This is a genomic window from Streptomyces sp. NBC_00466 (assembly GCF_041433995.1).
Taxonomy (GTDB): Bacteria; Actinomycetota; Actinomycetes; order Streptomycetales; family Streptomycetaceae; genus Streptomyces.
Genome location: NZ_CP107896.1, coordinates 2,854,600 through 2,880,973, shown reverse-complemented (window position 1 = coordinate 2,880,973; position 26,374 = coordinate 2,854,600). Strand labels below are relative to the sequence as shown.

18 protein-coding genes, 1 tRNA gene and 1 pseudogene are annotated in these 26,374 nt (G+C 69.7%); 9 read left to right on the top strand and 11 right to left on the bottom strand.

The features are described 5' to 3' along the window. Positions 1 to 453: 453 nt before the first annotated feature. Both OG210_RS12680 and OG210_RS12675 read right to left on the bottom strand, forming a co-directional pair. Positions 454 to 4,575, bottom strand: coding sequence for an AAA family ATPase (locus OG210_RS12680; protein WP_371536400.1), 4,122 nt, complete (start codon positions 4,573 to 4,575; stop codon positions 454 to 456). A 584-nt stretch (positions 4,576 to 5,159) separates the two neighbouring features. Next, positions 5,160 to 5,795, bottom strand: a complete 636-nt coding sequence (locus OG210_RS12675; protein ID WP_371536397.1) for a TetR/AcrR family transcriptional regulator — start codon at positions 5,793 to 5,795, stop codon at positions 5,160 to 5,162. 109 nt (positions 5,796 to 5,904) lie between these two features. Here OG210_RS12675 and OG210_RS12670 point away from each other — a divergent pair, with 109 nt between their 5' ends. Then, positions 5,905 to 6,840, top strand: coding sequence for an NADP-dependent oxidoreductase (locus OG210_RS12670; RefSeq protein ID WP_371536395.1), 936 nt, complete (start codon positions 5,905 to 5,907; stop codon positions 6,838 to 6,840). Positions 6,841 to 6,891: 51 nt separating this feature from the next. Here OG210_RS12670 and OG210_RS12665 read toward each other — a convergent pair whose 3' ends face one another. The 3 genes from OG210_RS12665 to OG210_RS12655 all read right to left on the bottom strand — a co-directional run bounded on the left by OG210_RS12665 (position 6,892) and on the right by OG210_RS12655 (position 12,592). After that, a complete protein-coding gene (locus OG210_RS12665; RefSeq protein ID WP_371536392.1) occupies positions 6,892 to 8,154 on the bottom strand; it encodes a TIGR02679 family protein in 1,263 nt (420 codons plus the stop codon). Positions 8,155 to 8,387: 233 nt separating this feature from the next. Next, positions 8,388 to 12,158 carry an AAA domain-containing protein gene (locus OG210_RS12660; RefSeq protein ID WP_371536390.1) on the bottom strand — a complete coding sequence of 1,257 codons (3,771 nt, stop codon included), beginning with the start codon at positions 12,156 to 12,158 and terminating at the stop codon, positions 8,388 to 8,390. Further along, on the bottom strand, positions 12,155 to 12,592 hold the full coding sequence (locus OG210_RS12655) for a hypothetical protein (RefSeq protein ID WP_328329519.1): 438 nt from the start codon (positions 12,590 to 12,592) through the stop codon (positions 12,155 to 12,157). Before OG210_RS12655 ends, OG210_RS12660 begins: the two co-directional genes overlap by 4 nt. 303 nt (positions 12,593 to 12,895) lie before the next feature. On the opposite strand from OG210_RS12655, the pseudogene OG210_RS12650 reads away from it, so the two are divergent. The 3 genes and pseudogenes from OG210_RS12650 to OG210_RS12640 form a co-directional block, all read left to right on the top strand. After that, positions 12,896 to 13,428 (top strand): annotated as a pseudogene (locus OG210_RS12650) (hypothetical protein); the annotation flags it as partial. Positions 13,429 to 14,276: 848 nt separating this feature from the next. Then, a complete protein-coding gene (locus OG210_RS12645) occupies positions 14,277 to 14,495 on the top strand; it encodes a hypothetical protein (protein ID WP_328329521.1) in 219 nt (72 codons plus the stop codon). Between the two features lie 99 nt (positions 14,496 to 14,594). After that, positions 14,595 to 15,437, top strand: a complete 843-nt coding sequence (locus OG210_RS12640) for a PE-PGRS family protein (RefSeq protein ID WP_371536387.1) — start codon at positions 14,595 to 14,597, stop codon at positions 15,435 to 15,437. Here the strand turns inward: OG210_RS12640 and OG210_RS12635 are convergent. From OG210_RS12635 to OG210_RS12625, 3 genes are all read right to left on the bottom strand, one after another. Beyond that, on the bottom strand, positions 15,367 to 17,007 hold the full coding sequence (locus tag OG210_RS12635; protein ID WP_371536385.1) for a PE-PGRS family protein: 1,641 nt from the start codon (positions 17,005 to 17,007) through the stop codon (positions 15,367 to 15,369). The genes OG210_RS12640 and OG210_RS12635 overlap by 71 nt on opposite strands. 225 nt (positions 17,008 to 17,232) lie before the next feature. After that, positions 17,233 to 17,306, bottom strand: a tRNA-Pro gene (locus OG210_RS12630). Between the two features lie 113 nt (positions 17,307 to 17,419). Beyond that, positions 17,420 to 18,358 carry a metallophosphoesterase gene (locus tag OG210_RS12625; RefSeq protein WP_328329526.1) on the bottom strand — a complete coding sequence of 313 codons (939 nt, stop codon included), beginning with the start codon at positions 18,356 to 18,358 and terminating at the stop codon, positions 17,420 to 17,422. 77 nt (positions 18,359 to 18,435) lie between these two features. Here OG210_RS12625 and OG210_RS12620 point away from each other — a divergent pair, with 77 nt between their 5' ends. Next, entirely contained in the window at positions 18,436 to 18,900 is a 465-nt protein-coding gene (locus tag OG210_RS12620; RefSeq protein ID WP_328329528.1) for a GatB/YqeY domain-containing protein, read from the top strand. A gap of 243 nt (positions 18,901 to 19,143) precedes the next feature. Here the strand turns inward: OG210_RS12620 and OG210_RS12615 are convergent, their stop codons facing one another. Further along, positions 19,144 to 21,420, bottom strand: coding sequence for a transglycosylase domain-containing protein (locus tag OG210_RS12615; protein ID WP_371536381.1), 2,277 nt, complete (start codon positions 21,418 to 21,420; stop codon positions 19,144 to 19,146). A 412-nt stretch (positions 21,421 to 21,832) separates the two neighbouring features. On the opposite strand from OG210_RS12615, the gene OG210_RS12610 reads away from it, so the two are divergent. Further along, positions 21,833 to 22,180 carry a WhiB family transcriptional regulator gene (locus OG210_RS12610; RefSeq protein ID WP_164258855.1) on the top strand — a complete coding sequence of 116 codons (348 nt, stop codon included), beginning with the start codon at positions 21,833 to 21,835 and terminating at the stop codon, positions 22,178 to 22,180. 144 nt (positions 22,181 to 22,324) lie between these two features. Here the strand turns inward: OG210_RS12610 and OG210_RS12605 are convergent, their stop codons facing one another. Both OG210_RS12605 and OG210_RS12600 read right to left on the bottom strand, forming a co-directional pair. After that, positions 22,325 to 23,761, bottom strand: coding sequence for an ArsA family ATPase (locus tag OG210_RS12605; RefSeq protein WP_328329532.1), 1,437 nt, complete (start codon positions 23,759 to 23,761; stop codon positions 22,325 to 22,327). Next, positions 23,758 to 24,717: an ArsA-related P-loop ATPase gene (locus tag OG210_RS12600; protein WP_328329534.1), complete on the bottom strand. Its 960-nt coding sequence runs from the start codon at positions 24,715 to 24,717 to the stop codon at positions 23,758 to 23,760. The genes OG210_RS12605 and OG210_RS12600 overlap by 4 nt, the downstream gene beginning before the upstream one ends. Before the next feature lie 71 nt (positions 24,718 to 24,788). Between OG210_RS12600 and OG210_RS12595 the strand changes: the two genes are divergently transcribed. The 3 genes from OG210_RS12595 to OG210_RS12585 all read left to right on the top strand — a co-directional run bounded on the left by OG210_RS12595 (position 24,789) and on the right by OG210_RS12585 (position 26,350). Next, positions 24,789 to 24,950 carry a DUF4177 domain-containing protein gene (locus tag OG210_RS12595; protein WP_164258849.1) on the top strand — a complete coding sequence of 54 codons (162 nt, stop codon included), beginning with the start codon at positions 24,789 to 24,791 and terminating at the stop codon, positions 24,948 to 24,950. Next, positions 24,947 to 25,414 (top strand): RidA family protein, encoded by a 468-nt coding sequence (locus tag OG210_RS12590; RefSeq protein WP_328329536.1) that lies wholly within the window; start codon positions 24,947 to 24,949, stop codon positions 25,412 to 25,414. The genes OG210_RS12595 and OG210_RS12590 overlap by 4 nt, the downstream gene beginning before the upstream one ends. 66 nt (positions 25,415 to 25,480) lie before the next feature. Continuing rightward, the gene (locus OG210_RS12585) at positions 25,481 to 26,350 is read left to right on the top strand and encodes an NUDIX hydrolase (protein WP_371536376.1); all 870 of its coding nucleotides are present in this window, start codon (positions 25,481 to 25,483) and stop codon (positions 26,348 to 26,350) included. Positions 26,351 to 26,374: the final 24 nt, after the last annotated feature.

Sequence of the window (26,374 nt, the reverse complement as noted above, 5' to 3'; positions counted from 1 at the left end):
GGTCTTGACGAGTGGAGGAGGCCGTCCTTGCGGAGGGCGGCCGCTACGGCAATTCTGGAGAATCGAGGATTAATCGCGACCGCTTATTGCGGGAGGGTGCGCGATGCCTCTTTCTTGAATTTTCCTCAGTTTTCTTGAATCTTCTTCAAGGTGGATCAGCTGCCGGTGTGAATCGGCCGTCGATGTGCACCAGTGGCCGATGTGGACCGGTCGCCCGGTTGAAATCGAAACGGGCCCGCGCGGTGAGAGGCGAAGTGTTCGCGCGAGGCCGGGTGTTCGCGCACATGGAAGCGCCCGATCGCTGGCGACGGGGGATGCGTCAGCGATCGGGCTGTATCCAACAGTAACAAGGCTTGCTTGTGGAGTGGGAGAACTGCCGCGCCGCAATGCGGAGTTGTGACCTAGATCACCACTAGGGGTTCCCTTATTCGGTTACGTGGAGCCCCGGCTCGGTCACTGATTGCACGGAGGGGCGTACGGGAGGCGGGGCAGATACTCGTGCCATTTCTCCGGTGTCAGGACGCCCCGCGTGAACGAGCAAATGCGACTGATCGCCTTGTCGGGATCCAGGTTCCACAGCCGGACGCTATCGGCGCCGCTGGACACTCCGAGCAGGTGGCTGTTGGGGCTGAATGACAGGAAATTGCCCGTCTTGGCATTCGGGCTCAGCGATTGGCCGATGGGGGTGGCCCTGGCCGGGTCGGTGACCTTCCAGAGTCGGACGGAGTCGTCGTTGCCGCCGCTCGCCAGGGTGTGCCCGTTCTGATTGAACGTCAGGGACACCACCGCCTCGGTGTGCCCGGTGAGGGGCGGCCCCAGCCGGGTCGCCCTGCGGGGGTCGGTGACGTTCCAGAGTCTGACCGTGCCGTCGTCACTGCCGCTGGCCAGTGTGCGGCCGTCCGGACTGTAGGCGATCGCGTTGACGGGCCCGAGGTGCCCCTTCAGCGACGTGCCGAGCCGGGCGGCGTGACGTGGGTCGGCCACGTTCCAGAGCCGGATGACGCCGTCGGCGCTGCCGCTGGCGAGAGTGCGGCCGTCGGGGCTGAAGACGAAGGCGTTGACCCAGCCGGTCTGGCCGCCGAGCGGAGCGCCGAGCGGACGGAGGCGGGACGGGTCGCTGACGTTCCACAACCGTATGGTGCGGTCGTCGAGCGCGGTCGCCAGCGTGCGCCCGTCCGGGCTGAACGCCAGTACGTCAGGGCCCGCGAAACGTGTCCGCAGCGGGACGGGCGGACCGTAGGGGACCGGCCGGGCCGGGTCGGTGACGTTCCACAACTGCACCGCGCGGCTGCCGGTCAGTACCGCGAGTGTGCGGCCGTCGGGGGAGAACACCAGCGAGCGCACGTCCCCCTCCCCGGGCATGAACGGTTTGCCCTGCTGCACAGGCGTGTTGGGCGTCCGCACGTCCCACAGCCGGATCTTCCCGTCGCGCGCGGCCGTGGCGAGCACCCGCCCGTCCGGGCGGAACGCTCCGATCCGGCCGATCATGTCCGACGTCGGTATCGACCACAGGCGGACCTTGTTGTCGCCGCTCCCGGTCGCGAGGGTCCGCCCGTCGGGGCTGAAGCCCACCGCGTACATCTCGCCGCTGCTGCCCGAGAGGGGCTCGCCGACCTGGGAGGGGAATGCCGGATTACGGACGTTCCACAGGCTCGCCGTGCTGTCCGCGCTGCCGGCGGCGAGCTTGGTTCCGTCGGGGCTGAAGGCCACTGACCAGATGGGGCCGGTGTGGCCGGTGAGGGGTGCGCCGAGCTGGGAGGCGTGACGTGGATCGGCCACGTCCCAGAGCCGGATGGTGTTGTCCGCGCTGCCGCTGGCGAGCGTACGGCCGTCGGGGCTGAAGGCCACGGAGTGCACCGTGCTCGTGTGGCCGGTCAGCACCCTGCTGATCGGTTCCGGGTGATGCCGGTCGGCCATGTTCCACAGCCTGATCGTGCTGTCGTCGCTGCCAGCCGCCAGCGTCCGTCCGTCAGGGCTGAACGCCACGGAGCGCACGGCGGCGGTGTGGCCGGTCAGCGTGCCGATCGGCTTCGGCCGGCCCGGGTCGTCCATGTCCCACAGCCGCACGGTGTGGTCTTCGTCGGCGGAGGCCAGAGTGCGTCCGTCGGGGCTGAAGGCAAGGAGGTACGACGTGCCGCCATGGCCGGTCAGCGGAGCGCCCACCGGCTTCGGGTGGCCGGGATCCCGTACGTTCCACAGCCGGATCGTGCCGTCGTCCGAAGTGCTGGCGAGGGTGTGGCCGTCCGGGCTGAAGACCGCGCTGCTCACCCAGCTCGTGTGACCGGTGAGGGGTTGGCCCAGCTGCCTGGGGTGAGTCGGGTCCGCCACGTCCCACAGCCGGATGGTCCGGTCGTAGCTGGCGGTGGCCAGGACCCGTCCGTTCGGGCTGAAGGTGGTGAGGTACACGGCGCCGGTGTGGCCGAGCAGCGGCGTGGCCAGCGGCGCGTTCACGATCGAGACCAGCCGGTTGTTGGTGGCCTCGTCGAGCGGGCGCAGCCGGTGCGCCACCAGGTCGAGCTGGGCCGACAGCGACGGATCCGTGAACTGGACGCGATCGGCTTCGGCCACCACCTGCTCGAAGACCGCGTCGTCACGCTGCTGCCACGCGACCACCGCCGAACCGACAGCCACCATCGCCAGGACGACCAGGGCCGACACCGCACCACGGCTGATCCAGACGGTGCGCTTGCGCAGCCTGACCGAAGCGGCCAGGAATTCCACCGCGCTCCGGGTCAGGAAGGTGTCGCCGGAGGATTTCGCCCAGCTGCGGGCCTGCTCCAGACGCGAGCCCCGGTAGAGGAGCGAACTGTCGCGGTTCGTGCCCTCCCAGGCCCTGCCGTCCTCCTCCAGCTGCTGGCGGAGCAGGTTGCCGTTCCGGTCCTCGCCGATCCAGTCCCGCAGGCGCGGCCAGGCGTGGAGCAGCGCTTCATGGGTGATCTCCACGGTCTCCGCGTCGAGTGTCACCAACCGCGCGTTCACCAGCGCTTCGAGTGATTCCTCCGCCTTGTCACGGTCTGTCGACTCTTCCGCGAGCTGGCGCCGGGTCTCCCGCCTGCGGGTCGCCTGGGTGTCCTCGCCCACCCGGACCAGCCTGAGGAGGAGCAGCCTCGTGGCCGTGCGCGCCGCCGGGTCGAGACTGGACCAGGCCCGCTCGGCGGACGCCGCCACCGCACCCCGGATTCCGCCCGCCGCGCTGTAGCCGGCCAGCGTCAGCCTTCCCGCCTTACGCCGCTGCCAGGTGGCGAGCAGGGCGTGGGAGAGGAGCGGCAGCACGCCCGCGTGCGTCCCGCGGGGGCCGTCGTCGCTCACTTCCCGGACGATCAGCTCCGCCAGCCCCGGTTCGAGCTCCAGGCCGACGGCCCTGGCCGGACTCGTCACCGCTTCGCGCAACTCCGATGTGGTCAGTGGCGCGAGCACCATGTGACGGTGTTGCAGCGCGTCGGCCAGTTCGGGGTACCCGAGGCACTGCTCGTAGAAGTCGGCGCGTATGCCGAGGACCACGAGCACGGGAGCGGGGCCGCCCGTCTCCGTGGGCGTGCACGCGGCGTGCAGGAGCTGGATGAAAGTGCGCTTGTGCGCGGTGTCGGAGCCGAGGGTGAAGACCTCCTCGAACTGGTCCACGATGACGACCGGACGGGCGGGGGACGATGTCTCGCGGTGCGCCCACGCGGTGACGGCTTCCCGCGCCGCGCGTGCGAACCGGTGCGTACCGGGCTCCCCTGCCGCCCGTATCGCGTCCGCCCGTATCCCGTCCGCCCGTATCCCGTCCGCCCGGTCCTGCGCCGCCGGTTCCTTCGCTGCGGGTTCCCCGACGGCCCGCTCCTGCGCGGCTCGCCCTTCCGCCGCTGAAACGAGGGGCGCGAGCTCGGGGATCCGACGAGTCAGCTCCGCGAGAGGATCGTTTCCCGGCACCAGCTGGAGTACGTCTCCCGCCCGGACGCTGCCGTCGCGCAGCACGCCGTTCCGCAGAACGGGCACCAGGCCGGCGTTCAGCAGGGAGGACTTTCCCGACCCCGATGCGCCCACGAGCATGATCAGGCCGCCGGTACTCTCCGCTGCCCGGAGCTGAGTAACGAGGGCGTCCGTGCTCCGGTCCCGGCCGAAGAACCACCGTGCGTCCTGCTGGCGGTACGGAGCCAGCCCCCGGTACGGGCACACCCCACCGGGGACGGCCGGGGCCTCTTCGCCCGGCGCGCGTCCCTTCTCCTCCGCGGATGCCGGGGGTTGCTCGCCGACCGGGTCGGCCACAGCCCGCTCCCACAGGCGCTGCCACTGGGCCAGGTCGTACAGGCCGGTGGACACCGGCACGGGCTGCGCCCGCCGTGCCTGAGGTATCAGGACGTGCAGCACGGCTGCGAGGGCGATGAACTGGGCCGGCACGTTCCTGGCCCGTCGCCAGTCGCTGATCCGCTGCGCGGACACCCGCACGGGCCGCCCTTGTTCGTCGGCCCGCTGAAGCCGGACGACCGCGTCGGACACGCTCTTGAGGGGAGGGTTGCCGGCCTCGCGGTACAGCAGCGCGAGACGCTCCGCCAAGGCTGTGCGTGCCCCTGAGTCGGAACTCAAGGTCTCCACTCCTTACTTCCCCCCACGCCTGGCATCCGGACCGGAAAACTCACCTTATAGGGCTGACCTGGGGTTAGTCGTGGGCCAGGCACCGGAACATCCTCGGCGGGGGCCGTAGATGGCAGGATCACGTCGCAGCAGCGCAACCACCGGGCGTCGCCCGGCCGGCCGACCAGCTCAGCGCTCGGAGAGGCACATCATGACGCCGCATGTTCTCGGTCAAATTCCACCGGAGTTACGAGAGAGCGGCGGCGGCCCCGCCGCCTGAGCCCGAGAGACCCGTGAAGCCGGTCCCGTCCGGACGGCTGTCGCATCGACCACGTCGACCACGTCGATCACGTCGACCACGGGTCGGACCAGACCTCGATCCACGCCGGTACGACGACACGGCGCGGATCGACGCCGCCCGCGTCGTTCAGCACCGGTCCCCACGAGGGGAGGGACCGGTGCCGGACGACGCGGCGAAAAAGGTGCGGCGAATACAGGTGCGGCGAATACAGGTAAAGAGGCCGTCCTCTCACGAGAGGGCAGCCTCTTCGGCGTTCACGGGGGCGGGGGCGGGGGCGGCCCCACCGGCGCCACCGCCGGATCCTTCAGGCGCCGGCGTCCTGGTCCCGGGGCTGGTCCTGGGGCTGGTCCCGGGCCGGCGGCTCTGCCGGGCGGCTGCGGCTGACACCGGCGGTGATCGTGAGGAGGTCCGCCGTGCTGGCCTCAAGGGCCTGGGCGAAGTCGGTCCGCTCGTCGGTCGCCCACCTCTCGGAGGCCAGCCGGACGACCATCAGGCCGACATCGGTGGCCAGCTGGGCGGTCTGCCGGTCGAAGCCGCGGTTCTCCAGGGCGACGGCCAGGGCCTTGGACAGCGACACCAGTTTGATCTGTTCGCGTTCCTGCAGCGGCGGGTTGGCCTCGATGAGCGCCGCACGCTCCTGGAGGAACTCGCGCGGCCGGAACACCTGCGGCGCGGTGGCGAACGCGGCCAGCAGTGTCTGCAGCGCGCCGGTGCCGACGGGGACCGTGCCGATCGCCGAGACGAGGTGCGTCTCCAGTTCCTCCGCCCCGCCGAACAGCGCTTCGCGCTTGTCGGTGAACCAGCGGTAGAAGGACCGCTCGGTGAGGTTCGCCCGCTGGGCGATCTGCGCGACCGTGGTGCGGTCGTAGCCCTGTTCGGTGAACAGATCGAGCGCCGCCCGTTCCAGACGGCTGCGCGTGTTGCCTTCCCAGCGTGCCATGGCACCAGCATACCGACAGCAGATGCTGTCATCGCTCTGCTACGGTCCGAGTGATGACAGCATCTGCTGTCACTTCCTCTCCGCTTGCCATCCCCTTTCTGGAGGCATCATGCGCACGCTTCGCTTTCACGAGTGCGGGCCCGCACTCGACGTCCTGCACCTCGAAGACGCCGAGGTCCCCACCCCCGGGCCGAACCAGATCCGGATCGCCGTCAGGGCGTGCGGCCTGAACCCCGCCGACTGGGCCCTGTGCGGCGGCCTGTTCCCCGGCGACCTGCCGCGCGGCATCGGACTCGAAGTCTCAGGCACCGTCGACGCCATCGGCGCCGACGTCACCGACGTCAAGGCCGGCGACGAGGTCTTCGGCCCCGCCCCGTTCACCGGAGCGACAGCCGGCGCGTCCGACTACGCCCTCCTCGACGTCCGGTCCCCGCGCCCCGCGGGCCTCGGCCCCGTCGCCGCCGCGGCCCTGCCGATGGCCGTCGAAACCGCCAACCACGCACTGCGCGTACTGGGCGTCCGCGAGGGTACGCAGGGACTCACCGTCCTCGTGCACGGCGCCGGCACCACCGTCGGCTACGCCGCCGTACAGATCGCATTGCGGCACGGGGCCCGTGTCATCGCCACCGCGGGCAGGACCTACGCCGACGCGCTGCGCGCCCTGGGCGCCGAAGTCACCTCGTACGGCGAAGGCATGGCCGCGCGTGTGCGTGAGCTGGCCGGCGGCCCTGTCGACCTCGCCCTGGACACGGCGCCGGTCAGCAACGCTCTGCCGGAGGTCATCCGAACCGTCAGGAAGCCCGGCGACGTACTGACCGTCAGCGACTTCGCCGCGGCCACGGAACTCGGCGTACGTCTCCAGTTCGGCGAGGACGCCCAGGTCGAGGACCACACCCCCGTACAGAGCATCTACGGGCAACTGGCGGCCGACGGCACCTTCTCCGTACCGGTCGCCGCCACCTTCCCTGTGGAGGACTGGCGCACCGCGGTCGGGCGGAGCCTGTCGGGCAGGGCCGGCGGCAAGCTGGTCCTCCTCTTCGACTGAGCCGGTACGCGCATCGTGTGGATCTCCGGCACGAAGTCCTCCAGGCCGCCGCTAGGCCAGGTACTCCACCAACATGCCGAGCGTGACTTCCTCATGGAGCGCGACGCCGAGGGCGGACATGGCAGGGGCGAGGCCCGGGTCCCAGTCCGCGTCTACCGGGCGTCCGCCGAGAGGTAGTTGAGGGACACCCTCAGCCTGGCTGGCAGCGGCGAGGCGTTCGTAGTCCTCAGCGCCCATCCGCCACGGCAGGGCTTCGTAGCGGCGGATGATCCGGTTGGCCAGCGTGATGCCCGGCCAGTCGAAGTCGCCGTGGTAGGCGAAGCGGCAGCCGGACGCGGCGAGGGCGTCGAGGAGTGTGATGACCACCGTGGCGGAGCTGCCGGAGGTGCAGACCAGGGGCTTGGCGCAGGCCGCGTCGGCTGCGGCTTCCACCACTCGCGGATTCTCGCAAATGTGGACGACGGTTCCGGCGAGCAGCTGGAGCCGCATGCCGAGCAGATCGCGCGGTGTCAGGTGAGTCTCGGCGTGATGGGCGGCACGCTCTCGCAGTGCCCTCGCACGCCAGCCCTCGCCGAGGGGGCACAGGCCGTAGGCCAGCACCGTGCTGGAGACCTCGTCCGGTGTGACGGAGACCAGCCGCCACAATGCGCGTCGGGCGGCCGCGTTGCCGGGGAGTTCTGTGTCATGGGCCAGGGCGATGCCGCGTTGGACGAGGCGGGCGAGCCAGGTGCCGTCGTCCAGGCCGTGCGCCGAACCGGTCGCCGTCGCGGCGAGTTCGCCTCGGCCCCGTGTACCGGTGCGTTCCGGATCGAGCAGCACGGTGAGTACCTGGACCGCCTGCTGAAGCGTCCGCACTGTCGCTTCGGGCGTCACTCCTCTCGGAACGCCGGTGCGGCGCAGCACGTCGGACCACTGCCGGGTCCACTCCTGCCCGGCGAGCGGAGAGGCGTCGAGAGACGAGGTGAGCGACGACCACACGTGCCGGCGCTGTGCCGCACTGTCCTCGCGGGCCGCGCGGCGGTCGGTGAGCGGAGGACCGAGTTCCTCCAAGACCTCCCTGAGCCCGAGCCCCGCGGCCGAGGTGCGCAGGCGGGCGTCGAGCGCGTCGAGCCGCACGGGCACGGCCGTGCCCGTGAGCGGTTTGCCCAGCAGGAGTGACAGGTCGTTCCGTTCCTGGGCGCTCACCGCGGTCAGCCGGAGGGAGCCGGTGGACTGCACGCCGTTGCCTTCCAGACGTTTGCGTACCGCGCCCCAGAGCCGGGTGAGACCGGGGCCTGCCAGCCAGTCGCGTGTGGCGGGCGGAAGTCCGTTCATACCGACGCCAGACGCCGGTGCCGACCGTTCCAGGTGTAGTGCAACGTGGCCACCCCGCGCACATGGGGGTCGCGCAGGCACTCGTAGATATGCAGGGACGGGACTTCGGGCCAATTGCATTGGGGGGGGGCCGGAACTGGTCCTGGGGCCGCCGATGGACAAGTCCGGACGCGCTGGGGACAGGCGCACGGAGAGCGTGTGCCCCGGCCGGGCGAGGGCATGGGGCTGAAGGGTCACCCCTGCTGCTCGCCGGTGTCGTACAGCCGCCAGGCCGGCCAACGCGCCGCTTCGACTTCGCCGTCACCCCTGCCCAGCAAGTTCCTGCGGTGCAGCATGAGTCGGAGGTGGCGTGCCGGGTCGCCGCCCTCTTCCACCCCTCGATCGAGCAGCACGGCCCGGGGGACGGCCGTACCGATGCCTCGTACCAAGGCGTCCACAGCATGCCCGTGAACGGTCTCGCCCAGCGTGACGGTGGCTTTCTCCGTGAGGGAGAGGGTCTGGTACAGGCGTTTGAGCAGCACGTCCTCGTCTCTGCCACCAGGGGGCACGCCGTCCCGCTCCGCAGCCCCCAGCAGCGCGGCGCCCACGCCTCCTCGCTTTCGCCAGAGCTCCATGTCCCCCACCACGATGAGGTGACTGCGTGCCCGGGTGATGGCGACGTTCCACAGGTTCAGCTGTCCACCGACCCACTCGACGGCACCCGGATGCATGCCTTCGCCGGCGACGAGGGAGAACACCATGACATCGCGTTCGCCGCCCTGGAAGGTGTGCACCGTACCGATGCGCAGGCGCTCCTCGTCATACGGCCGCAGCCGCTTACGCAGCGCTTCGGCCTGCGCCGTGAAGGGAGTCACGACGCCGACGGTGGACTCGGGCGGCAACTGATCCAGCAGGTACGTGACACTGGCGAGCACTTTGCGGATCTCGTCCTCGTTGACCCAGGAGCCACCGAACGGAGGGCGGGCGGCCCGCCCGGTCACATCCGTCCAGATGACCGCGGGGCGGCGGGCCAGAGCGGGACGGCCACGGGTGTCGGTGAGAACGGTCAGCCCACCATCGTAGAAGAACTCGTTGGAGATCCCGGCGATGTGCGGATGACAGCGGAAATGCTCGTCGAGAAGCAGCGTGCCGCCCGCGGACTGCTCGGCCGCGTGGAAGGCGGAGTGGCGCCGGTAGGCGAGGTGGTGCTTCTCCAGCCAGTCGGACCGCAGCCCGTTCCCGCGCCGGATGAGAGCCTCGCGGTGCGGGCTGGTCTGCGTGATGTGCGTGAGCTGCATGGGATCGCCGATGACCAGGGCGCGCCGCGCGCGGAACAGCAGTGGCAGGACGTGGGGGATGGCGCACTGGCTGGCCTCGTCGACGACGACGAGATCGAACAGGGCCGGGCCCAGCGGGAACCGCCGGGCGGAAAGACTGGTGACAGCCCATCCGGCTACCGCAGGCGCATCCGTGGAGCCGTCCGAGCGACCCAGAACCCTCCGCATCTGCGGCCAGTCGCTGCGTTTGCCGTCCCGAGCCGCCAACAGGTCCAGAATGCGGCGGCGTCCGGCCCAGGCGGCGGCTTGGACCGTGGTGGCGAGGAGCGTGCGTGAAGCGTCCTGCATGGTGCTCTCCGCATCGCGCAGGGCGCGCGTGAGCGCTGTGTCCTCCACCGACGCAGCGTGCCCGCGCCCGTCACGCCACTCGGCCTCGGCCGTGGCGAAGCCGGCGAGCGCGAGGCAGCCCGCGGCGGGATCACCGGTGTACCCCTCCAGACCGGCCTTCCGCAGGAAACGGGATCGGCGCCACGATCCGAGGAAGCGCGCGCGGGAGAGGCGGTGCGCTTTGTCCTCCAGCTCCCTGGGCCGGGGCGGGCCACCGAGCAGGTTCTGGAGTTCGGCGACGGTGATCCCGAACTGTTCCGCGTGGTGGGCGCGGGTTTCGCCTGCCCGGCGAAGCCGCAGTTCGGTCTCCGCGATGTGGGCCAGACCCTGCCGTACCTCTGCCAGACGGTCGGTAGCCAGCGTGGTGGCCATGCACGCCGTGGGCACGGTAGTGGATGGCTCCGGGCCGGTGCGCAGCGCGTGCAGCGCGGCGGCCTCGTGCTCCGCGTTGCTCTTGCCGTTCTTCCGCGCCGAACCGGTGCGCACGACGCTGCCGGGCACCAACTCGTCGCAGCGGCGCCAGACCTCGTCCACGGCATCGTTGTTGGTGGACGCGACCAGTACGGTCTGACCTGCCGCGATCGCCGTGGCCACGAGATTGGCGACCAACTGGCTCTTGCCGGTGCCGGGCGGGCCCGTGGCCACGGTGAGGCGGCGGGTCATGGCGGACCGGAGAACCGCGGTCTGCGCCTCGTTGCAGGGCAGCGGCGTCACGAGGCGAGCCGGTTCGGGGTCCGTGTGGGCGAGGGATCGGGCCCGCTGCGAGGTGTCGGGTGCGAGGGCCCCGAGGGCGGTCTTCCCGATCTGGTCCGTCTGTTTGGCGATTCCGGCGAAGTCGTTGAGAAGCCCCTTCGTGAAGCCTGTCTGGGGGCGAGCCGCGAACAGGACAGCGGTGTTGCGGGCCCCGTGGCCGGGCGTACGGACGTCGATGCGGTCGGCGAGCTGGTCGGGACGGAGCTCCTGTACGCACGGCAGCTCGAACTCCTGCGTGAGGAGGTTGCGTACCTCCACCGCCATACGGTCGTGCTGTCCTTGATGCCAGGACGGCTGAAAGGTGTCGATGAGCTGGTTGGCCTCGTCCTCGCCCAGCCAGTCGTGCGCCAGCTGAGGATGCGGCTGGACCGGGCCGTACGGCTTCAGCCGCACTTCGCCCTCGTCCTGAACGATCTCGACCCGGCGTACCAGCAGGGGCGCGAACTTCGGCTGTCGCCAGGGGCGGCCGGTGCGGGGCCCGGTGAGGACCACGGCCGGGTATCCCGCCCAGAGCTCGGCGTCCTCCTCGGCCGCTGAGTCCACCAGCGGGGCCGCTTCCTCGGGGAGTGCGACGCAGCCGTCGTCATCGACCTCGCCGGAGATGAACCTCTCCGCGCCGTCCAGGCACACATACGACGTGTCCTGGCGGCTCACGTCCATCAGAGGTGTCTCGGCACTCTCGGCCAGGACGCATTCGCGGTAGTAGTCCAGCAGGTTGGCCCAGGCGGGCTGCGCATAAGCAGATTTCGCGGCATGCGGTTGTGCCGCTTCTTCTCCGGCGGCGGACCGGGGCCGAGAACTCAGAGGATCGAGGATGGGGGCCCGGCCGAAGGGGCTGTCCGCGATGATGAGGCGGTCATCGACGCTGAGCGCGGAATGCACCGGCACCTGACGCCCGCCGTCCTGGGCACGCATGCGCCGGTTGACGTAGTGGAACAGGTCGCTGACCGTCACAGCGCTGCCGCTGTCCTTGCTGACCTTCCCCGTGCGCAGCGCCTCGATGACCTCGCCGGTGAAAGCTGACGGCTTCACGTCCTCGCTGCCGCCCGCGTCTGCGTACGAGTCCTCCCCGGCCCGCGAGGACGACAGGACGTACACGCCCCTGCTGGTCAGCGGGGGCTGCTCGCCGGACTTGGACACAGAGTTCTCGGGCCGCCGGTCCGACGTGCGCAGGCCCATGGCGAACCCGCCGCTGCGGCAGCAGTCGATCATCACGATCTTCTGCGGCGCGACGCACTCCTCCAGCGCGTCGTTGAGGAACCCGGCGCTGACACCGGTCGAGGCCACCCGGTCGTAGTCGGTGTCCTTCGCGACGAAGTGGAATTCCGCGCCGTCGCGTACGGTGCGCACACCGTGCCCGGAGACGTACACGAGTGCGAGTTCGTCCTCGTCGCGCTCCTGAAGGAACTCCCCGATGACCGCCCGCATGTCGGCGGCGGTGAGATCGGATTCGGTCTGGACTGAGACGAAGTTGCCAATGTTGCGGTGCTTCAGAACCTGGGCGAGTCCCCATACGTCGGCCCGCACGGAAGCCAGCGGCGAGAAGTGGCCGTCGTCGTAGTGCTCGTTGCCGATCAGGAGAGCCCGGCGCTTGTGGAGGCGGGTCACGCCGCGCCGTCATCCGGTTCGGGACTGTCGTCGCCGACGACCCGGTCCTGGAACTCGCGGACCACACGCTCCTGCGCGGCGTCCGGACGCCCGGTGATCTCGACGGAGTTCTCTCCAACGGTGACCACCACCTTGCGGTGCCGCTCCTTGGCGCACCACTCCTTGATCAGGGTGATCAGGACCTGGGATGCCGGGCGGGCGACGGCGGCGGTGGTGGCCCAGAGAGCCACCTCACCCACGCCGGCACCCTTATGGCCCGGTTCGGTGGGCCCATCGGCGTCATGGAAGCCGACGACGAGATCGTCCGCCCTGTGCAGGGTGTCGTGCAGATCCCGTGTGAGACGCTCCTGCCGGAGTGTGTCACCGCCTGTGGGCACGGCGAGTGTCCACGGCGATCCCCCATCGGGCATGTGCTGCTCCTTGCGTTCGCTCATGTGCTGGTCCGGTCCGTTCGGCGACTTTGGCACGAGGGCATCCGCCGGTGACAGCCCGGGGTCATGGGGAGGGGCGGCATCCGGCCACCCCCGCATGCGGGGGCGTAGCGCCTCAGCCGACCGGGTCACGGAGAACGTACGGAGGCAGATGAGCGCCGGCTCCGTCAGACCGGACGTCCACGACACCACCACGCCTGGGCGCCGGGACGAGAGGTGGATCGAGGACGCGGCGGGCAAGGCCCCGCGCAACTTCGACCGGGCCTTCGATTGCCGGCGCGAGCTGTACCGCACTGCGCGGAGGGGGGCAAGTGCGCTGGCCGCTCCCGGAACCGTGGCCCCGAGAAGGTGGTGACCGACGCTCTCGGCATCCTGCTGACAGCTGAGCGGACCTCGCTGCCGTCCAGCCGTGACGACGCATTCGTGGCTGTGGTCCTCAAGGGCTACACCGGTATGCGATGGGGCGAAGTCGTCGGCTTGTAGCACAAGTTCGTCCGCCCCTGCCTTGCCTCGGTGGGGGTGGAGTGGCTGGCGTCAGTGACCGGGCCGACGCCTGCTGGTTTCCTGTCGCCAAGGGCCTCACACCCCATGGCCTTCGCCACACCCGCCGGACCGTGATGGAGGACCTCGGCACCGAGAAGGTCCTCATGGACGAACGCATGGGCCACATCGACGGCTCCGTCTCGGCGCGCTACGCCCACGTCACCCCTGACATGCGCAAGCGCCTCACGCTCGGTCTGACCGAGCAATGGGAGACGGCGCTCGACCCCCGTCGGGCGATGTACCCCACGTCACTGGTGCGCGTGCTCAACGAGCTTCTGCAATCGCGCAGGCTCGCTCTCCACGGCGTTGCCTGGACGCGGCTGGGCCTCTGTTGCTGGACGAGGGTGAGTCCGGCAGCAGAGGCCCGCACCACGACGCTGCCTTACTTCCGGGTGCTGACGCCTCGTTCCAAGGATCCGGCGGCGATGAGGGCGATACCTACCTCCTCGTGGCCGGTCAGGGAGAGGACCACACCGGCGGTGCAGCAGGCTGCGGACAGTCCGACCGTGGCCCAGGCGAGGGCGTTCTGTGAGCGCGGGTGCTCCGCGGGGGTCTCGTCCGGCGTGTGCGGCTCGGTCGGCGGCGTTCCGTGCGGCTGCGGGTCATCGGGGCGGTCGTTTGTCGTGGGCATGGCAAACCTTCGTTTCTCGGGCGTGCGGCAGCACGTGATGAATGGGTGAAGGGACCATGGACCGGCGGCGAGTTAGCCGCGCAAGTCCGCTGGTCGTGTCCGGTGGCGCCCCCGGACACGGAGGAGACTGCACCGCGTGGGGAGCCGATTCGAGTTCTCGCGAATTTGCCGACAGCCGCTGTGGTGCCCCTTCAGCGTGACCTGTTCGCCGTCTTCATTCACGGCTTCCGACCTGCAACTTTGCGAGCGCGGGCTCTTGAATCAGTCGCGGAATGCCGCTACCAATCCGGACTTTCGCGACCGCTTGAATCAGCCCGACCGCGCTGCTACGGCCTTCGGCCGTGTACCGCCGCACCCTGTGTCGTCTTCGTCGTTCGCGCCGTACAGGTCCGGGGGTAAGCCGCGCAACCGGCGTGACCAGCCAGTTCGGCTTCCTCGGTCACCGCCAAGGCCAAGGTCACCCAGCCGATGAGGGGCGTTCCCGGCCCGGACTCGGCCAAGAGAATCGCCCTGATGGAAGGGATCAGCATCGACGCCAACTGCCGTGCCGGCATCGCGGCACGCCGCGCCCACGTCACTTCCGGCATATGCAAGCTCCTCATGCTCGGCCTGACCGAGCAATGGGAGACGGCGCTTGACGATCGCCCGGTGATGAGCCCGATTTCACGAGTGCGCGTACTCGGCGAACTCCCGTGCGCACGCAGGGAGTCACGTGTCCTTGTAGAGCACTGATGCCTCGCCGGCGCAGCGTCAACCCAGTGCGGTCAGCTCGCTCAGGCAGTTATGGAGAAAGCCCGGTGACGGGTTCAACAGACCTGGCTCAATAGGTACATGGAGATTGGCGAACACTGGGCATGCCGCGCGAGGCCGAAGGATCTGGGTGGCGCGGTTCGCCAGGTGGAGGTCGTTCGAGTGGGAGGCCCCGGCAGGTCTGGCTGGATCCACGTGCGGTTCCTCGAAGGCGATGCCGCCGGCCTGCAGGAGTGGGTCAGTTCCGGCTGTCTCGTAGCACCGTGGGCGGATGTCGATACGTTCCGCGTGGACGACGCGGCGGAGCTGACGCTGGTGGAGTCCTCTCGCCACGTCCGGGGCAGCACGGATTTCGAGGCCGCCCGCCTGATCCTCGGCTTCGTCCGTCCGAAGAACAGGCTGCGCTTGCGCCGAACAGTGGCCGATGCCGGGGTTCTGGAGCTGAGCAGCCTCGACGAGACGGCACCGCTCATCGGCATGGACGCAGCCGAACTCCGCAGCGACGCCATGGTCTACGAGAACCGCCACGGCATGTGCCTGGCAGGGTGGCCGGTCACCGAGCGCGTCGCGCGCCATGTGGCCGACCGCCTCGCCGACGAGATCCTTCCGGAGGTGGACCGCAAGCAGCAGGGCATCGAGCAGGAGCGTGCCCAGCCGTCCTGGTACTCCTACAGTCGGCGGGACGACCGGAAGCTGGACGCGGAGGCAGCTGTCCTGCGGACCGTCCGTGCCTGGTGCGGCGAAGACAAGGCCGACCGCTACGACGAGTTGGTCGCACTGCGCGCCGAAGTCATCCGGCTCGGAGAACTCGTCGAGAAGGCGGCCAAGGCCCTACGCGACCGAGGTCACGGCGTCATCGCCTCCACCATTGAGCGCGACCTGGGCGTCCATATCGCCACCCTTGATCCTGATGTGCGTCGATGACGCCGCGCCATGGGTCCTGCTCCGGCTTGGGAGGCGCCGGCTGCGCCGGAGGCTTCTCCTTCTCCGGCCGGTCCGGGTGCCACCCGTCGAGGAACGGCCGCAGTTGCTTCTTCGTCGGCTCCGCGTGGAAGTCGCGGGCGGCCAGGCCCTGGCCGTTCGTGGTGGGGTCGAGCTGATCAGCCTCCGCGTTTCCCCAAGCCGACCACTCACGCAGCCTCTCAGCTTCGGGGGCATCTTCCGACGCAGCGGCGACTTCATCCAGCGCGGAGCAGAACGCCCGGATCTCACCCGCGGCACGCCACTGCTCCAGGGCCGTGCCAAAGTGCTCGGCCCGTACCGCGTGAACTGCCTTGACCGAAGCCGTACTTACCGCGGCCTCCCACTCCCGCCGCTCGCGCTCCTCCCGCTCCGCCGCCAGTCGCCGGCGCTCGGCCTCCTGACGCTCCCGCTCCTCTCGCAGACGCCGTTGCTCCGCCTCTCGTTCCAGCCGGGTCCGCTCCTGCTCCTCCGCGCGTGCCTTCAACGCCCGGAAGATTGAGGCGATCTGCTCCTCCAACGGCTTCTTGGCCGTGTCGGCCCAGTCCTTCTTCCAGCCGTAGTTGTAGCTGTAACCCGAGTTCTCGCTGACCAGCAGCTCCAGTTCGCCGGACGGCTCGGACTTGTGGGCCGGCGTGACCCGCTGCCAGTCGTACGTGCGTCGGCCTGGCTGCTTGGGGACGTATCGGACCTGCTTCTGCCGCTCACGGAAGCCGACTTCGTACGTCCTGCCGTGGACAGTGAGCAGCGGCCTCGGCTGCCTGCGCTTCTTGGACACTGCGATCTCGCCGTGCCGCCCAAGTGCCTGATCGGCGAGGAGCCGGATCAGTGCGAGCACCCTCGGCAGGACCTCCTCGGAGATCTCGAAGGCGCTGTGGTCCTTGGTGACCGCGGCGAGTACGTCCTCGACGTCGGTGATCACGCGGCTGCGTGCCAGGCGGATCCGGTTCCACTCGGTGTCGTCCTCGCCGGTCACCCGCAGCAGACCGAGGAAGAAGTCGCCTTTTGCCCGCCCGCTGTACTTGAGGTGGTACCCGTCAGGAGCGCACTGCCGGGCCGCGTCGAAGGCCCGGCGATACCGGGCTCGCTCCGCGTCGCTGGGGCCCGGGATCCGAAGGAATCGTCCAGCTTCCTGCACTTGCTTGATCAAGGCCGGTCCGATCGCCGCCGGCGACGGGCGTGGGGGTTTCAGGACCCGCTGTGAGGTCGGCTTCGTCTCAGACGGGGGAGCGGCGTCCTGCTGCGGACGAGAGGCAACCGGCGCCTTGGCTCCATGCGCCGCTGAGCGAGGTTTGCGCGGGGCCGGCTCGGGTCGGTCGGGATGATGCCCGTGTTCGAGATAGAAGCGTCCCGCGTCGGTGATCTCCGCCTGCCACTTCCCATCCTGCTTGGGCATCGTGATCAGGCGCCGCTCCTTGAGCGCGCGGGCGGTGAGCGCGAGCTCGGGGCTGTCCGACGTGACGGGGTCGGTTCCGTCCCTAATGTGGGTGAGGAGTGCGAGCTGCCGGTCATTCAACGGCGACCATCGGTGCATGCCGATCGTCGTACCGTCTGTTGTCTCCTCGGCACAAGCCGTGGGGTGAATCCTGCGGTGTGCACGCGGCGCACGGCGCGCTCGAAGGCGGAACGCCACTCGCTGGGAGCCGTCGGGGAGCCGCTCCCCGAGGTCGGCTCCTAAATGGCTCCCAAAACGGGACCGCAAAGCAAATCAGGCCCGGTGCTGATCTCCCAGCACCGGGCCTGACCTGGTGTTTCTCTGTCGGGGTGGCGGGATTTGAACCCACGACCTCTTCGTCCCGAACGAAGCGCGCTGCCAAGCTGCGCTACACCCCGATTGTCGCTCGCGTGGCGGCGACAACGTTTACTTTAGCGGACCCGTGGCCTGAGACGAAATCCGGTTTTCCCTGGCGGGCGGCCGGGGCCGGATTCCGACCCGGGTGTCGGTCCTACCGCCTCGCCGTGAGCGTCAGCAGCGTGGCCTCCGGGGCGCACGCGAAGCGCACCGGGGTGTAGCGGTTCGTGCCGCAGCCCGCTGAAACGTGCAGGTAGGAGCGGTTGCCGCCGGACTCGTGGGCGGAGAGGCCCTTGACCCGGTCGGTGTCCAGGTCGCAGTTGGTGACCAGTGCTCCGTAGAACGGGATGCACAGCTGGCCGCCGTGGGTGTGACCCGCGAGGATCAGGGGGTAGCCGTCCGTAGTGAACGCGTCCAGGGTGCGCAGGTACGGCGCGTGCACCACCGCGACCGAGAGGTCGGCGTCCGCTTCCGGGCCCCCCGCCACCTCCGCGTACCTGTCCCGCTTGATGTGCGGGTCGTCCAGACCGGTGAAGGCGATCTCCATGCCGTCCACCTTCAGCCGGCCGCGGGTATTGGTGAGGTTCACCCAGCCCGCCGCGTCGAAGCCGTCCCGCAGGCCCTCCCACGGGTTGTGCACCACGCCCACCGCCGGCGCCTTGCCGTTGAGGCCGTGCTTGCCCTGCGCCTTCTCGAAGAGGTAGCGGGCCGGGTTGCGGAACTTCGGGCCGTAGTAGTCGTTCGACCCGAACACGTACACCCCCGGGAACTCCATCAGCGGCCCCAGCGCGTCCAGGACCTCCGGAACGCCCTCCGGGTCCGAGAGGTTGTCCCCGGTGTTGACCACGAAGTCCGGCCGCAGCCCGGCCAGGGACTGGAGCCAGCGCTGTTTCTTGCGCTGGCCGCCGACCATGTGGATGTCCGAGACCTGGAGTACGCGTACGGGCCGGGCACCCGGCGGCAGAACCGGCACGGTCACCCGCCGGAGGCGGAACGAGCGCGCCTCGAATCCGGCGGCATAGGCGATGCCTGCCGCGCCAACGGCCGTGATTCCTGCGGTGACTTTGAGGGGGATCCCATAGCGTGCGCGCATAGCTCCATCGTCGCAGACAGCGGGGCACCGCGAAATCTGCGGGCGGCGGGGGGACCGTACCTGCGACACTTGGGTGTATGACCACGCTCAAGTCCAAGCTGCACGCAGAACTCACCGAGGCCATCAGGGCGCGTGACGAGCTGCGCTCCTCGACGCTCCGGCTGACCCTCTCCGCGATCACGAAGGAAGAGGTCTCGGGTACGTCGGCTCGCGAGCTGACCGACGACGAGGTGCTGAAGGTGATCGCCAAGGAGGCGAAGAAGCGCCGCGAGGCGGCCGAGGCCTTCGAGCAGGGCGGCCGTACCGAGAGCGCCGCGCGGGAGAAGGCGGAGGGCGAGCTGCTCGCCACGTATCTGCCGAAGCAGCTGAGCGACGACGAGCTGGGCGCGATCGTCACGCAGGCCGTCGACGAGGTGAAGGCCGCGGGCGCCGAGGGGCCGCGTGCCATGGGCGCCGTCATGAAGATCGTGAACCCGAAGGTGGCCGGGCTCGCCGACGGCGGCCGGGTGGCCGCCGAGGTGAAGAAGCGCCTCGCGGGCTGAGCCTGTCTGAATGGCCGGTGGGTTGAGCTTGCATGAATGGCCGGCGGGCTGAGCCTGTGGCCTGGGGGTTGAGCTTGCTCGCCTGTTGGCCACTGGCGGCCTGTCGAGCGGTCTCAGCCTGTCTGTCTGTCTGTCTGTCTGCCTGTCCGTCTGTCGGAAAAGGGAGGGGCGCCCGGTGGAAATCCACCGGGCGCCCCTCCCTTTGTCGTGCCTTGGCCGCGTACCGCGTCCGCCGCCGTTCCGCTATCTGTGGTGGTGGCCGTTGTTGCCGCCGATGAAGCCCGGCGGGAACGAGATGCCGCCCCCGGGCTGGCCGCCTCCTCCGGGCTGGCCGCCGTTGCCCTGGTCGCCGCCGTTCGTGCTGCCGTCGGTTCCGCCGTTGTCCGTACCGCCGTTGCCCTGGTCGCCGCCGCCCTTGTGGTGGTCGTGGCTCTTGCCGCCGCCCCCCTGTCCGCGCGGGACGTCGACCGTGTTGAAGGCGGGCGTCTCGGAGGGGGAGAGCGCGCCGGTCATCGCCGTTTTCCAGATGGGGCCGGGGAGACAGCCACCGCAGACCTCGTCGTAGTAGTGGCCGCCGATGTTGATGTTGGACATCGGGATCTGCCGCGCGCCGTCGCTGCCGACCCAGACCGCCGTGGCCAGGTTGGGCGTGTAGCCGACGAACCACGCGTTCTTGCGCTCGTCGGTGGTACCCGTCTTGCCCGCGTTGTCGCGGTCGCTCAGCCCGGCCTGCTTACCGGTGCCGTCCGCGACCACGCCCTTCAGCATCTGGTTTATGGTGTCGGCCGTGTGCTCGCTCATCGCCGATGCGCAGGTCGACTTCGGCACCGCGAGCTGCTTGCCGCCCGGCGCGGTCACCGACTCGACGGCGATCGGGGAGCAGTACGTCCCGCGGTTGGCGAAGGTGGCGTACACCGAGGCCATCGCCAGCGGGGTCGACTCCTGGCCACCGAGGGTGGTGGAGGGCACCGCCTGGAGCGGCTTGTTGTTGCCGCGGATGTAACCGACCTTGTTGGCCATGCTGATCGTCTCGCAGAGGCCGGTCTTCTGTTCCAGCTTCGCGAAGTACGTGTTGATCGACTTGCCCAGCGCGCTGGTCATGTCGAAGGTGCCCTTCTCCGAGGTGAGCTCGTTCCCCACGGACCAGGTGCTGCTGTCGGCCGGCTGGTTCTGGCAGTTGCGGAAGCTCGAACCGGGCAGGGCGATGTGCGAGCCCGTCGTGAAACTCTGCGCCGGGCTGATGCCCTTCTCCAGCGCGGCGGCCGCGGTGATGGGCTTGAACGTCGAGCCCACCTGGAAGCCCGCGTACGTACCGCCCATCTTGTTGTCGACGGAGAGGTTCAGCACCGTCTCGTGCTTCGACGGGTCCAGGCCGTACGGACGGGACTGGGCCATCGCCAGGATCTTCCCGGTGCCGGGCTGGACCTGCACCACCGCGTCCGCGATCTTGTCGTCCTTGTTGACCCGGGAGGTGGCCGCGACATTGGAGGACGCCTGGGCCTTGGGGTCCAGGGTGGTCTTGACGGTCAGACCGCCGACCGACCAGAGCTTCTGGCGCTCCTCCTTGGTCTTGCCGAAGGCCGGGTCCGTCAGGAACACCTTGCGGACGTAGTCGCAGAAGAAGCCCGCGCCCTTGACCGCGGTGATGCACCCGCTCTTGGGCTTGGTCACCTTCAGCTTGATCGGCTCAGCCATCGCCTTGTCGGCCTGGGGCTGCGAGATGGCATGGACGTCGGCCATCCGCTGCAGCACGGTGTTGCGCCGCTTGGTGGCCTCCTCCATGTCGTTGATCGGGTCGTAGCGGGTCGGCGACTGCACAAGACCGGCCAGCAGCGCGGACTCACCGATCGTCAGGTCCTTCGCGGACTTGGAGAAGTACCGCTGGGACGCCGCCTCGACGCCGTACGCCTGCTCACCGAAGAAGGTGATGTTGAGGTAGTTCTCCAGGATCTTCTTCTTGCCGAGTGACTTCTCGACCTGGATCGCGTACTTGAGCTCGCGGACCTTGCGGCCGAGGCTCTTCTGCTGCGCCTCGGCGACCTTGGTCGGGTCGTCGCCCGCCTCCTCGACGAAGACGTTCTTGACGTACTGCTGGGTGAGGGTCGACGCACCCTGGGCCGCGCCGCCCTCCTGGGCGTTGCGGTTGAGCGCGCGCGCCACGCCTTTGACGTCGATCGCGCCGTGCTGGTAGAAGCGCGCGTCCTCGATCGCGACGAGCGCCTTCTGCATGTACGGGGAGATGTCCTGGAGCTTGACCACCGTGCGGTCCCGCTCGTAGACCGACGCGATCTGGTTGTTGTCGGCGTCCAGAATCGTGGTCCGCTGGCTGAGGGGCGGTGTCTTGAGGCTGGCGGGGATGTCGTCGAATCCGTTGACGGTGCCCTTGGCCGCGAGCCCCAGCGCTCCGGCTGCCGGCAGCGCGATGCCCGCCAGTACAGCTCCGGAGAGCGCGGCGACACCGAGGAATTTGGCGGCCTGCTGAGTCTTGGTGAGACCCCCGCCGGAGCGCTTCTTTGGCATGAGGGCAGCCTACGTTGTGGAGAAGGAGCAGCCTCATTCGCCGGACACGCGGATATGCCTTGGCCTAAGCTGCACCTAACTGTCACAGCAGTGCCCTCCCGTATCAAGCCCCCCGTCGCGGTGTTCCCCTTCCCGAATAGGGCGAATGCGCGTCCGGATATGCCCCATGTGTAACCCAGTGTCCGATGTGGCGTAGATGAACTGCCCTGGTTTGCCGGGGTTGTTCGGAATGTCCCCCGCTCACTCCGTTGGGTGATCTGCCGCGTACGCATAGTCCGTTCGGACCATTCAAGATTGGGCCCGAAGGGGGTGTTGCGCTGTGCCCACCTTCCGTAACGTCCTCAACTGGCAGCGGTGAATATGCCGCTGCCGCCGTGGGGGAGCCTCGAATTCGGGAGAGGACGGCGCCGGGATGGGCTGGGTAACTGACTGGAGTGCGCAGGCGGCCTGCCGCACTACGGATCCGGACGAACTGTTCGTACAAGGGGCAGCGCAGAACAGGGCCAAGGCGGTGTGCACCGGATGTCCGGTGCGTACGGAGTGCCTGGCCGACGCGCTCGACAACCGCGTCGAATTCGGCGTGTGGGGTGGCATGACCGAGCGGGAGCGGCGCGCACTGTTGCGCCGGCGCCCCACCGTCACCTCGTGGCGTCGATTGCTGGAGACCGCGCGCACCGAGTACGAGCGCAGCACGGGCATCCTGCCCGCGATCGTCGCGGACGACGAAGCATTCGAGGAGACGTACGCCGCCGTGGGATAGGACCCCGTGGGCGGACCCCGCTGGGCTGATGCCCGTGGGCGGGAGCTTCGTGGGCTGATGCCCGTGGGGTGGAGCGTGTGGGGTGGAGCGCGTCGCGGGACGCCGGGCGCCCCGCGGTGTGCAGGGCGGACTCCCGGGGCGGGCTCAGGCCGGAGAACGACCGGTCGCGAGGCGGTCACCGATGGCCCGGAGTCCTGCCAGGTCATGGACATCGCCGGGCAGCGCGGCCACCTCGGCCACGGCCACCTCGGGGTGGAGCGCCGTGAAGCGGTCGCGGGTGCGCCGCTCACGGGCGAGCACCTGCATGCGTTCGGCGTGCAGTCGGAGCAGACCGGCGGTCAGTGCATCGACCGTCGGCTCCGGCATGGCTTCCGCCGGGTCGGGCGTGGCTTCTGGTGTGTCGGCCTCCGCGGGTGTCTCAGCAGGCTCGTGGGGCATCTCAGTCGATGGGTCCGGGGACGGTTCCGGGGATGGGTCCCGGGATGTCACTGCGGATGGCGCTGTGGACGCCGCCGTAAATGTCGCTGCACATGTCTCAGGGGTCTCGGGAAGCTCTGCGTGCTCCGTGGTTCCGGGCTCGGGGGAGGGCTCCGTGGAGTCACGAACTGCTTCATTCCCGGCCTCCTGATCCACAATGCCGCTGTCATCAAGATTTTCCGCGGCGGCCAGCGCCCGCTCCGCCGTGAGCCGCGCGGCCCCGCTGCCGTGCACCCTGTTGAGTACGAGACCGGCCAGCGGCATCCCGTCGGCGGCCAGCCGTTCCACGAAGTACGCGGCCTCCCGCAGCGCGTCCCGCTCCGGCGCCGCGACCACGAGGAAGGCGGTGCCGGGCGCCTGGAGCAGCCGGTACGTGGCGTCGGCGCGGGTGCGGAAGCCGCCGAACATGGTGTCCATCGCGGTGACGAAGGTCTGCACGTCGCGCAGGAACTGACCGCCGAGCAGCTTGCCGAGCGTGCCGGTCATCATCGACATACCGACGTTGAGGAACTTCATCCCGGCCCGGCCGCCGACCTTCGCCGGGGCCATCAGCAGCCGGATGAACTTGCCGTCGAGGAACGACCCGAGCCGCTTCGGCGCGTCCAGGAAGTCGAGCGCCGACCGCGACGGCGGGGTGTCCACGACGATCAGGTCCCACTCGTCGCGGGCCCGCAGCTGCCCCAGCTTCTCCATCGCCATGTACTCCTGCGTACCGGCGAAGCCCGCGGAGAGCGACTGGTAGAACGGGTTGTTGAGGATGGCGGCGGCCCGCTCGCCGTCCGCGTGCGCCTCGACGATCTCGTCGAAGGTCCGCTTCATGTCCAGCATCATGGCGTGCAGTTCACCGTCGCCGGTGGCCTTGATGCCCGCCACCCGGCGCGGGATGTTGTCGAGCGAGTCGATGCCCATGGACTGGGCGAGCCTGCGCGCCGGATCGATGGTCAGCACGACGGCCCGGCGGCCTCGCTCGGCCGCCCGCACGCCCAGCGCGGCCGCGGTCGTGGTCTTGCCCACACCGCCGGAGCCGCAGCACACGATGATGCGGGTGGCCGGGTCGTCCAGCAGCGGGTCGATGTCGAGGAGGGGCACGCTGTCCAGGGTCATGACGTGGTGTGCCTCCGCAGTTCCGTCGCCAGCTGATAGAGCCCGGCCAGGTCCATTCCGTCGCCGAGCAGCGGGAGTTCGTAGGTGGGCAGCTCCAGTCCGGCCAGTACGGCGCGCTGTTCGCGCTCCAGCTCCACCCGCTCCGCGTGGTCGACGGCCTCGGCGAGCAGCGGGGTCACCAGCTTCGCCGCGCCGCTGACGCCCGCCCGGGTCAGCGCCTTGGCCACCTCCTTGCGGCGGTCGCCCGACACGGTCCTTACGGTCTGCTCGTCCAGGAGCGTGGGGCGGACCATGTTCACGATGACGTTGCCCACGGGGAGGTCGGCCGCGCGCAGTTCGGCGATGCCGTCCGCGGTCTCCTGCACCGGCATCTCTTCGAGCAGCGTCACCAAGTGCACCGCTGTTTCCGGGGACTTGAGGACACGCATCACGGCCTGGGCCTGGTTGTGTATGGGCCCGATCTTCGCGAGACCGGCCACCTCGTCGTTGACGTTGAGGAAGCGGGTGATGCGGCCCGTCGGCGGTGCGTCCATGACGATGTGGTCGTAGGCGAAACGACCCTGCTTGTTCTTGCGGCGTACCGCCTCGCACGCCTTGCCGGTGAGGAGCACGTCCCGGACGCCGGGCGCGATGGTCGTGGCGAAGTCGATCGCGCCGAGCTTCTTCAGGGCCCGGCCCGCGCTGCCCAGCTTGTAGAACATCTGGAGGTAGTCGAGCAGGGCGCGTTCGGCGTCGATCGCGAGGGCGTACACCTCCCCGCCGCCGGGCGCCACGGCGATCTTCCGCTCCTCGTACGGGAACGCCTCCGTCTCGAAGAGCTGGGCGATGCCCTGCCGGCCCTCCACCTCGACGAGGAGAGTGCGCTTGCCCTCTGTCGCGAGGGCAAGCGCCAGCGCGGCGGCGACCGTGGTCTTTCCGGTCCCGCCCTTGCCACTCACGACCTGAAGCCTGCTCACGTATTCGAGCCTAACCAGTCGGGCACGGTGGTACGCCCGAGGCGGTCGGTGACAGCGGCTACAGTCGCCGTATGGCCAAATGGGAATACGCGACTGTGCCGCTGCTGGTGCACGCGACGAAGCAGATTCTGGACACCTGGGGCGAGGACGGCTGGGAGCTCGTCCAGGTCGTGCCCGGACCGAACAACCCCGAGCAGCTCGTGGCGTACCTCAAGCGGGAGAAGTCCGCATGAGCGGGGCCGTCGAAGCGCGCCTGACCGAACTGGGGCTGACGCTTCCGGACGTCGTACCGCCGCTGGCCGCGTACCAGCCGGCCGTGCAGTCCGGTGTGTACGTGTACACGGCAGGCCAGCTGCCGATGGTGGAGGGCAAGCTTCCGCTGGTCGGGAAGGTCGGCGCGGAAGTCACCGCCGAGGACGCGAAGGACCTGGCGCGTACGTGCGCGCTGAACGCGCTGGCGGCCGTGAAGTCGGTCGCCGGTGACCTGGACCGCATCGAGCGGGTCGTGAAGGTCGTAGGATTCGTGGCGTCCGCCCCGGACTTCACCGGTCAGCCGGGCGTGCTCAACGGCGCGAGCGAGCTGCTGGGCGCGGCGCTGGGCGACCGCGGTGTGCACGCGCGCAGCGCGGTGGGCGTCGCGGTGCTGCCGCTGGACGCACCGGTCGAGGTGGAGATCCAGGTCGAGCTGAAGGCTTGAGGGCCGCGGGGCGCCCGCCCCGCCCACCCCCTCGAACATCGGCGCGAGAGCGGTTAGCCTCCGGCCATGTCCCAAGGTCAGTGGTACCCGCCGGAATGGCCCGACCGTATCCGCGCCCTGGCGGCCGGCGAGCTCACCGCCGTCGCGCCGCGCAGGGCCGCGACCGTCATGCTGCTGCGCGACACCGCGGCCGGTCCCGCCGTCCACATGCTGCGCAGACGCGCCTCCATGGCCTTCGCCGGAGGCGCGTACGCGTATCCGGGCGGCGGTGTCGACCCCCGTGACGACGACCGCCCGGTCCGCTGGGCCGGGCCGCCGCGCGATGAATGGGCCGCGCGGCTCGGGGTCGACGCGGCATCCGCCCAGGCCATCGTCTGCGCCGCCGTCCGGGAGACGTACGAGGAGGCCGGCGTGCTGCTCGCGGGCGAGACCGCGTCCACCGTCGTCAGTGACCTTTCCGGTGACGACTGGGAGGCGGACCGCGCCGCGCTCGTCGACCGCGAACTCTCCTTCGCCGACTTCCTGGACCGGCGGGGGCTCGTTCTCCGCTCGGACCTGCTGGGGGCGTGGGCCCGCTGGATCACCCCGGAGTTCGAGCCGAAGCGGTACGACACCTGGTTCTTCGTGACCGCGCTGCCCGACGGGCAGCGGACCCGCAACGCCTCGACGGAGGCGGACCACACGGTCTGGGTACGGCCGGTGGAGGCGGCCACGGGGTACGACAAGGGGGAGCTGCTGATGATGCCCCCGACGATCTCGACGCTCCGTTCGCTCCAGCCGTACGCGACGGTGGCCGACACCCTGGCGGGCGCGGCGGCGCGGGAGCTCACCCCGGTGCTGGCACGGGCCCGGCTGGAGGCCGGTGAGCTGGTGCTGAGCTGGCCGGGTCATGATGAGTTCACCCGGCGGCTTCCGGCGCCCGGGACGCCGGAATGACCGGCCCGGCCCCCGAAGCGACGG

Excerpts from the sequence above, each read along its gene's own strand:
- OG210_RS12655 (WP_328329519.1), bottom strand. The coding sequence starts at position 12,592 with ATGAGCGAACGCAAGGAGCAGCACATGCCCGATGGGGGATCGCCGTGG.
- OG210_RS12635 (WP_371536385.1), bottom strand. The coding sequence starts at position 17,007 with ATGCACCGATGGTCGCCGTTGAATGACCGGCAGCTCGCACTCCTCACC.
- OG210_RS12605 (WP_328329532.1), bottom strand. The coding sequence starts at position 23,761 with ATGACCCTGGACAGCGTGCCCCTCCTCGACATCGACCCGCTGCTGGAC.
- OG210_RS12675 (WP_371536397.1), bottom strand. The coding sequence starts at position 5,795 with ATGGCACGCTGGGAAGGCAACACGCGCAGCCGTCTGGAACGGGCGGCG.
- OG210_RS12645 (WP_328329521.1), top strand. The coding sequence starts at position 14,277 with ATGGAAGGGATCAGCATCGACGCCAACTGCCGTGCCGGCATCGCGGCA.
- OG210_RS12610 (WP_164258855.1), top strand. The coding sequence starts at position 21,833 with ATGGGCTGGGTAACTGACTGGAGTGCGCAGGCGGCCTGCCGCACTACG.
- OG210_RS12620 (WP_328329528.1), top strand. The coding sequence starts at position 18,436 with ATGACCACGCTCAAGTCCAAGCTGCACGCAGAACTCACCGAGGCCATC.
- OG210_RS12590 (WP_328329536.1), top strand. The coding sequence starts at position 24,947 with ATGAGCGGGGCCGTCGAAGCGCGCCTGACCGAACTGGGGCTGACGCTT.
- OG210_RS12595 (WP_164258849.1), top strand. The coding sequence starts at position 24,789 with ATGGCCAAATGGGAATACGCGACTGTGCCGCTGCTGGTGCACGCGACG.
- OG210_RS12670 (WP_371536395.1), top strand. The coding sequence starts at position 5,905 with ATGCGCACGCTTCGCTTTCACGAGTGCGGGCCCGCACTCGACGTCCTG.
- OG210_RS12665 (WP_371536392.1), bottom strand. The coding sequence starts at position 8,154 with ATGAACGGACTTCCGCCCGCCACACGCGACTGGCTGGCAGGCCCCGGT.
- OG210_RS12615 (WP_371536381.1), bottom strand. The coding sequence starts at position 21,420 with ATGCCAAAGAAGCGCTCCGGCGGGGGTCTCACCAAGACTCAGCAGGCC.
- OG210_RS12585 (WP_371536376.1), top strand. The coding sequence starts at position 25,481 with ATGTCCCAAGGTCAGTGGTACCCGCCGGAATGGCCCGACCGTATCCGC.
- OG210_RS12640 (WP_371536387.1), top strand. The coding sequence starts at position 14,595 with ATGGAGATTGGCGAACACTGGGCATGCCGCGCGAGGCCGAAGGATCTG.
- OG210_RS12625 (WP_328329526.1), bottom strand. The coding sequence starts at position 18,358 with ATGCGCGCACGCTATGGGATCCCCCTCAAAGTCACCGCAGGAATCACG.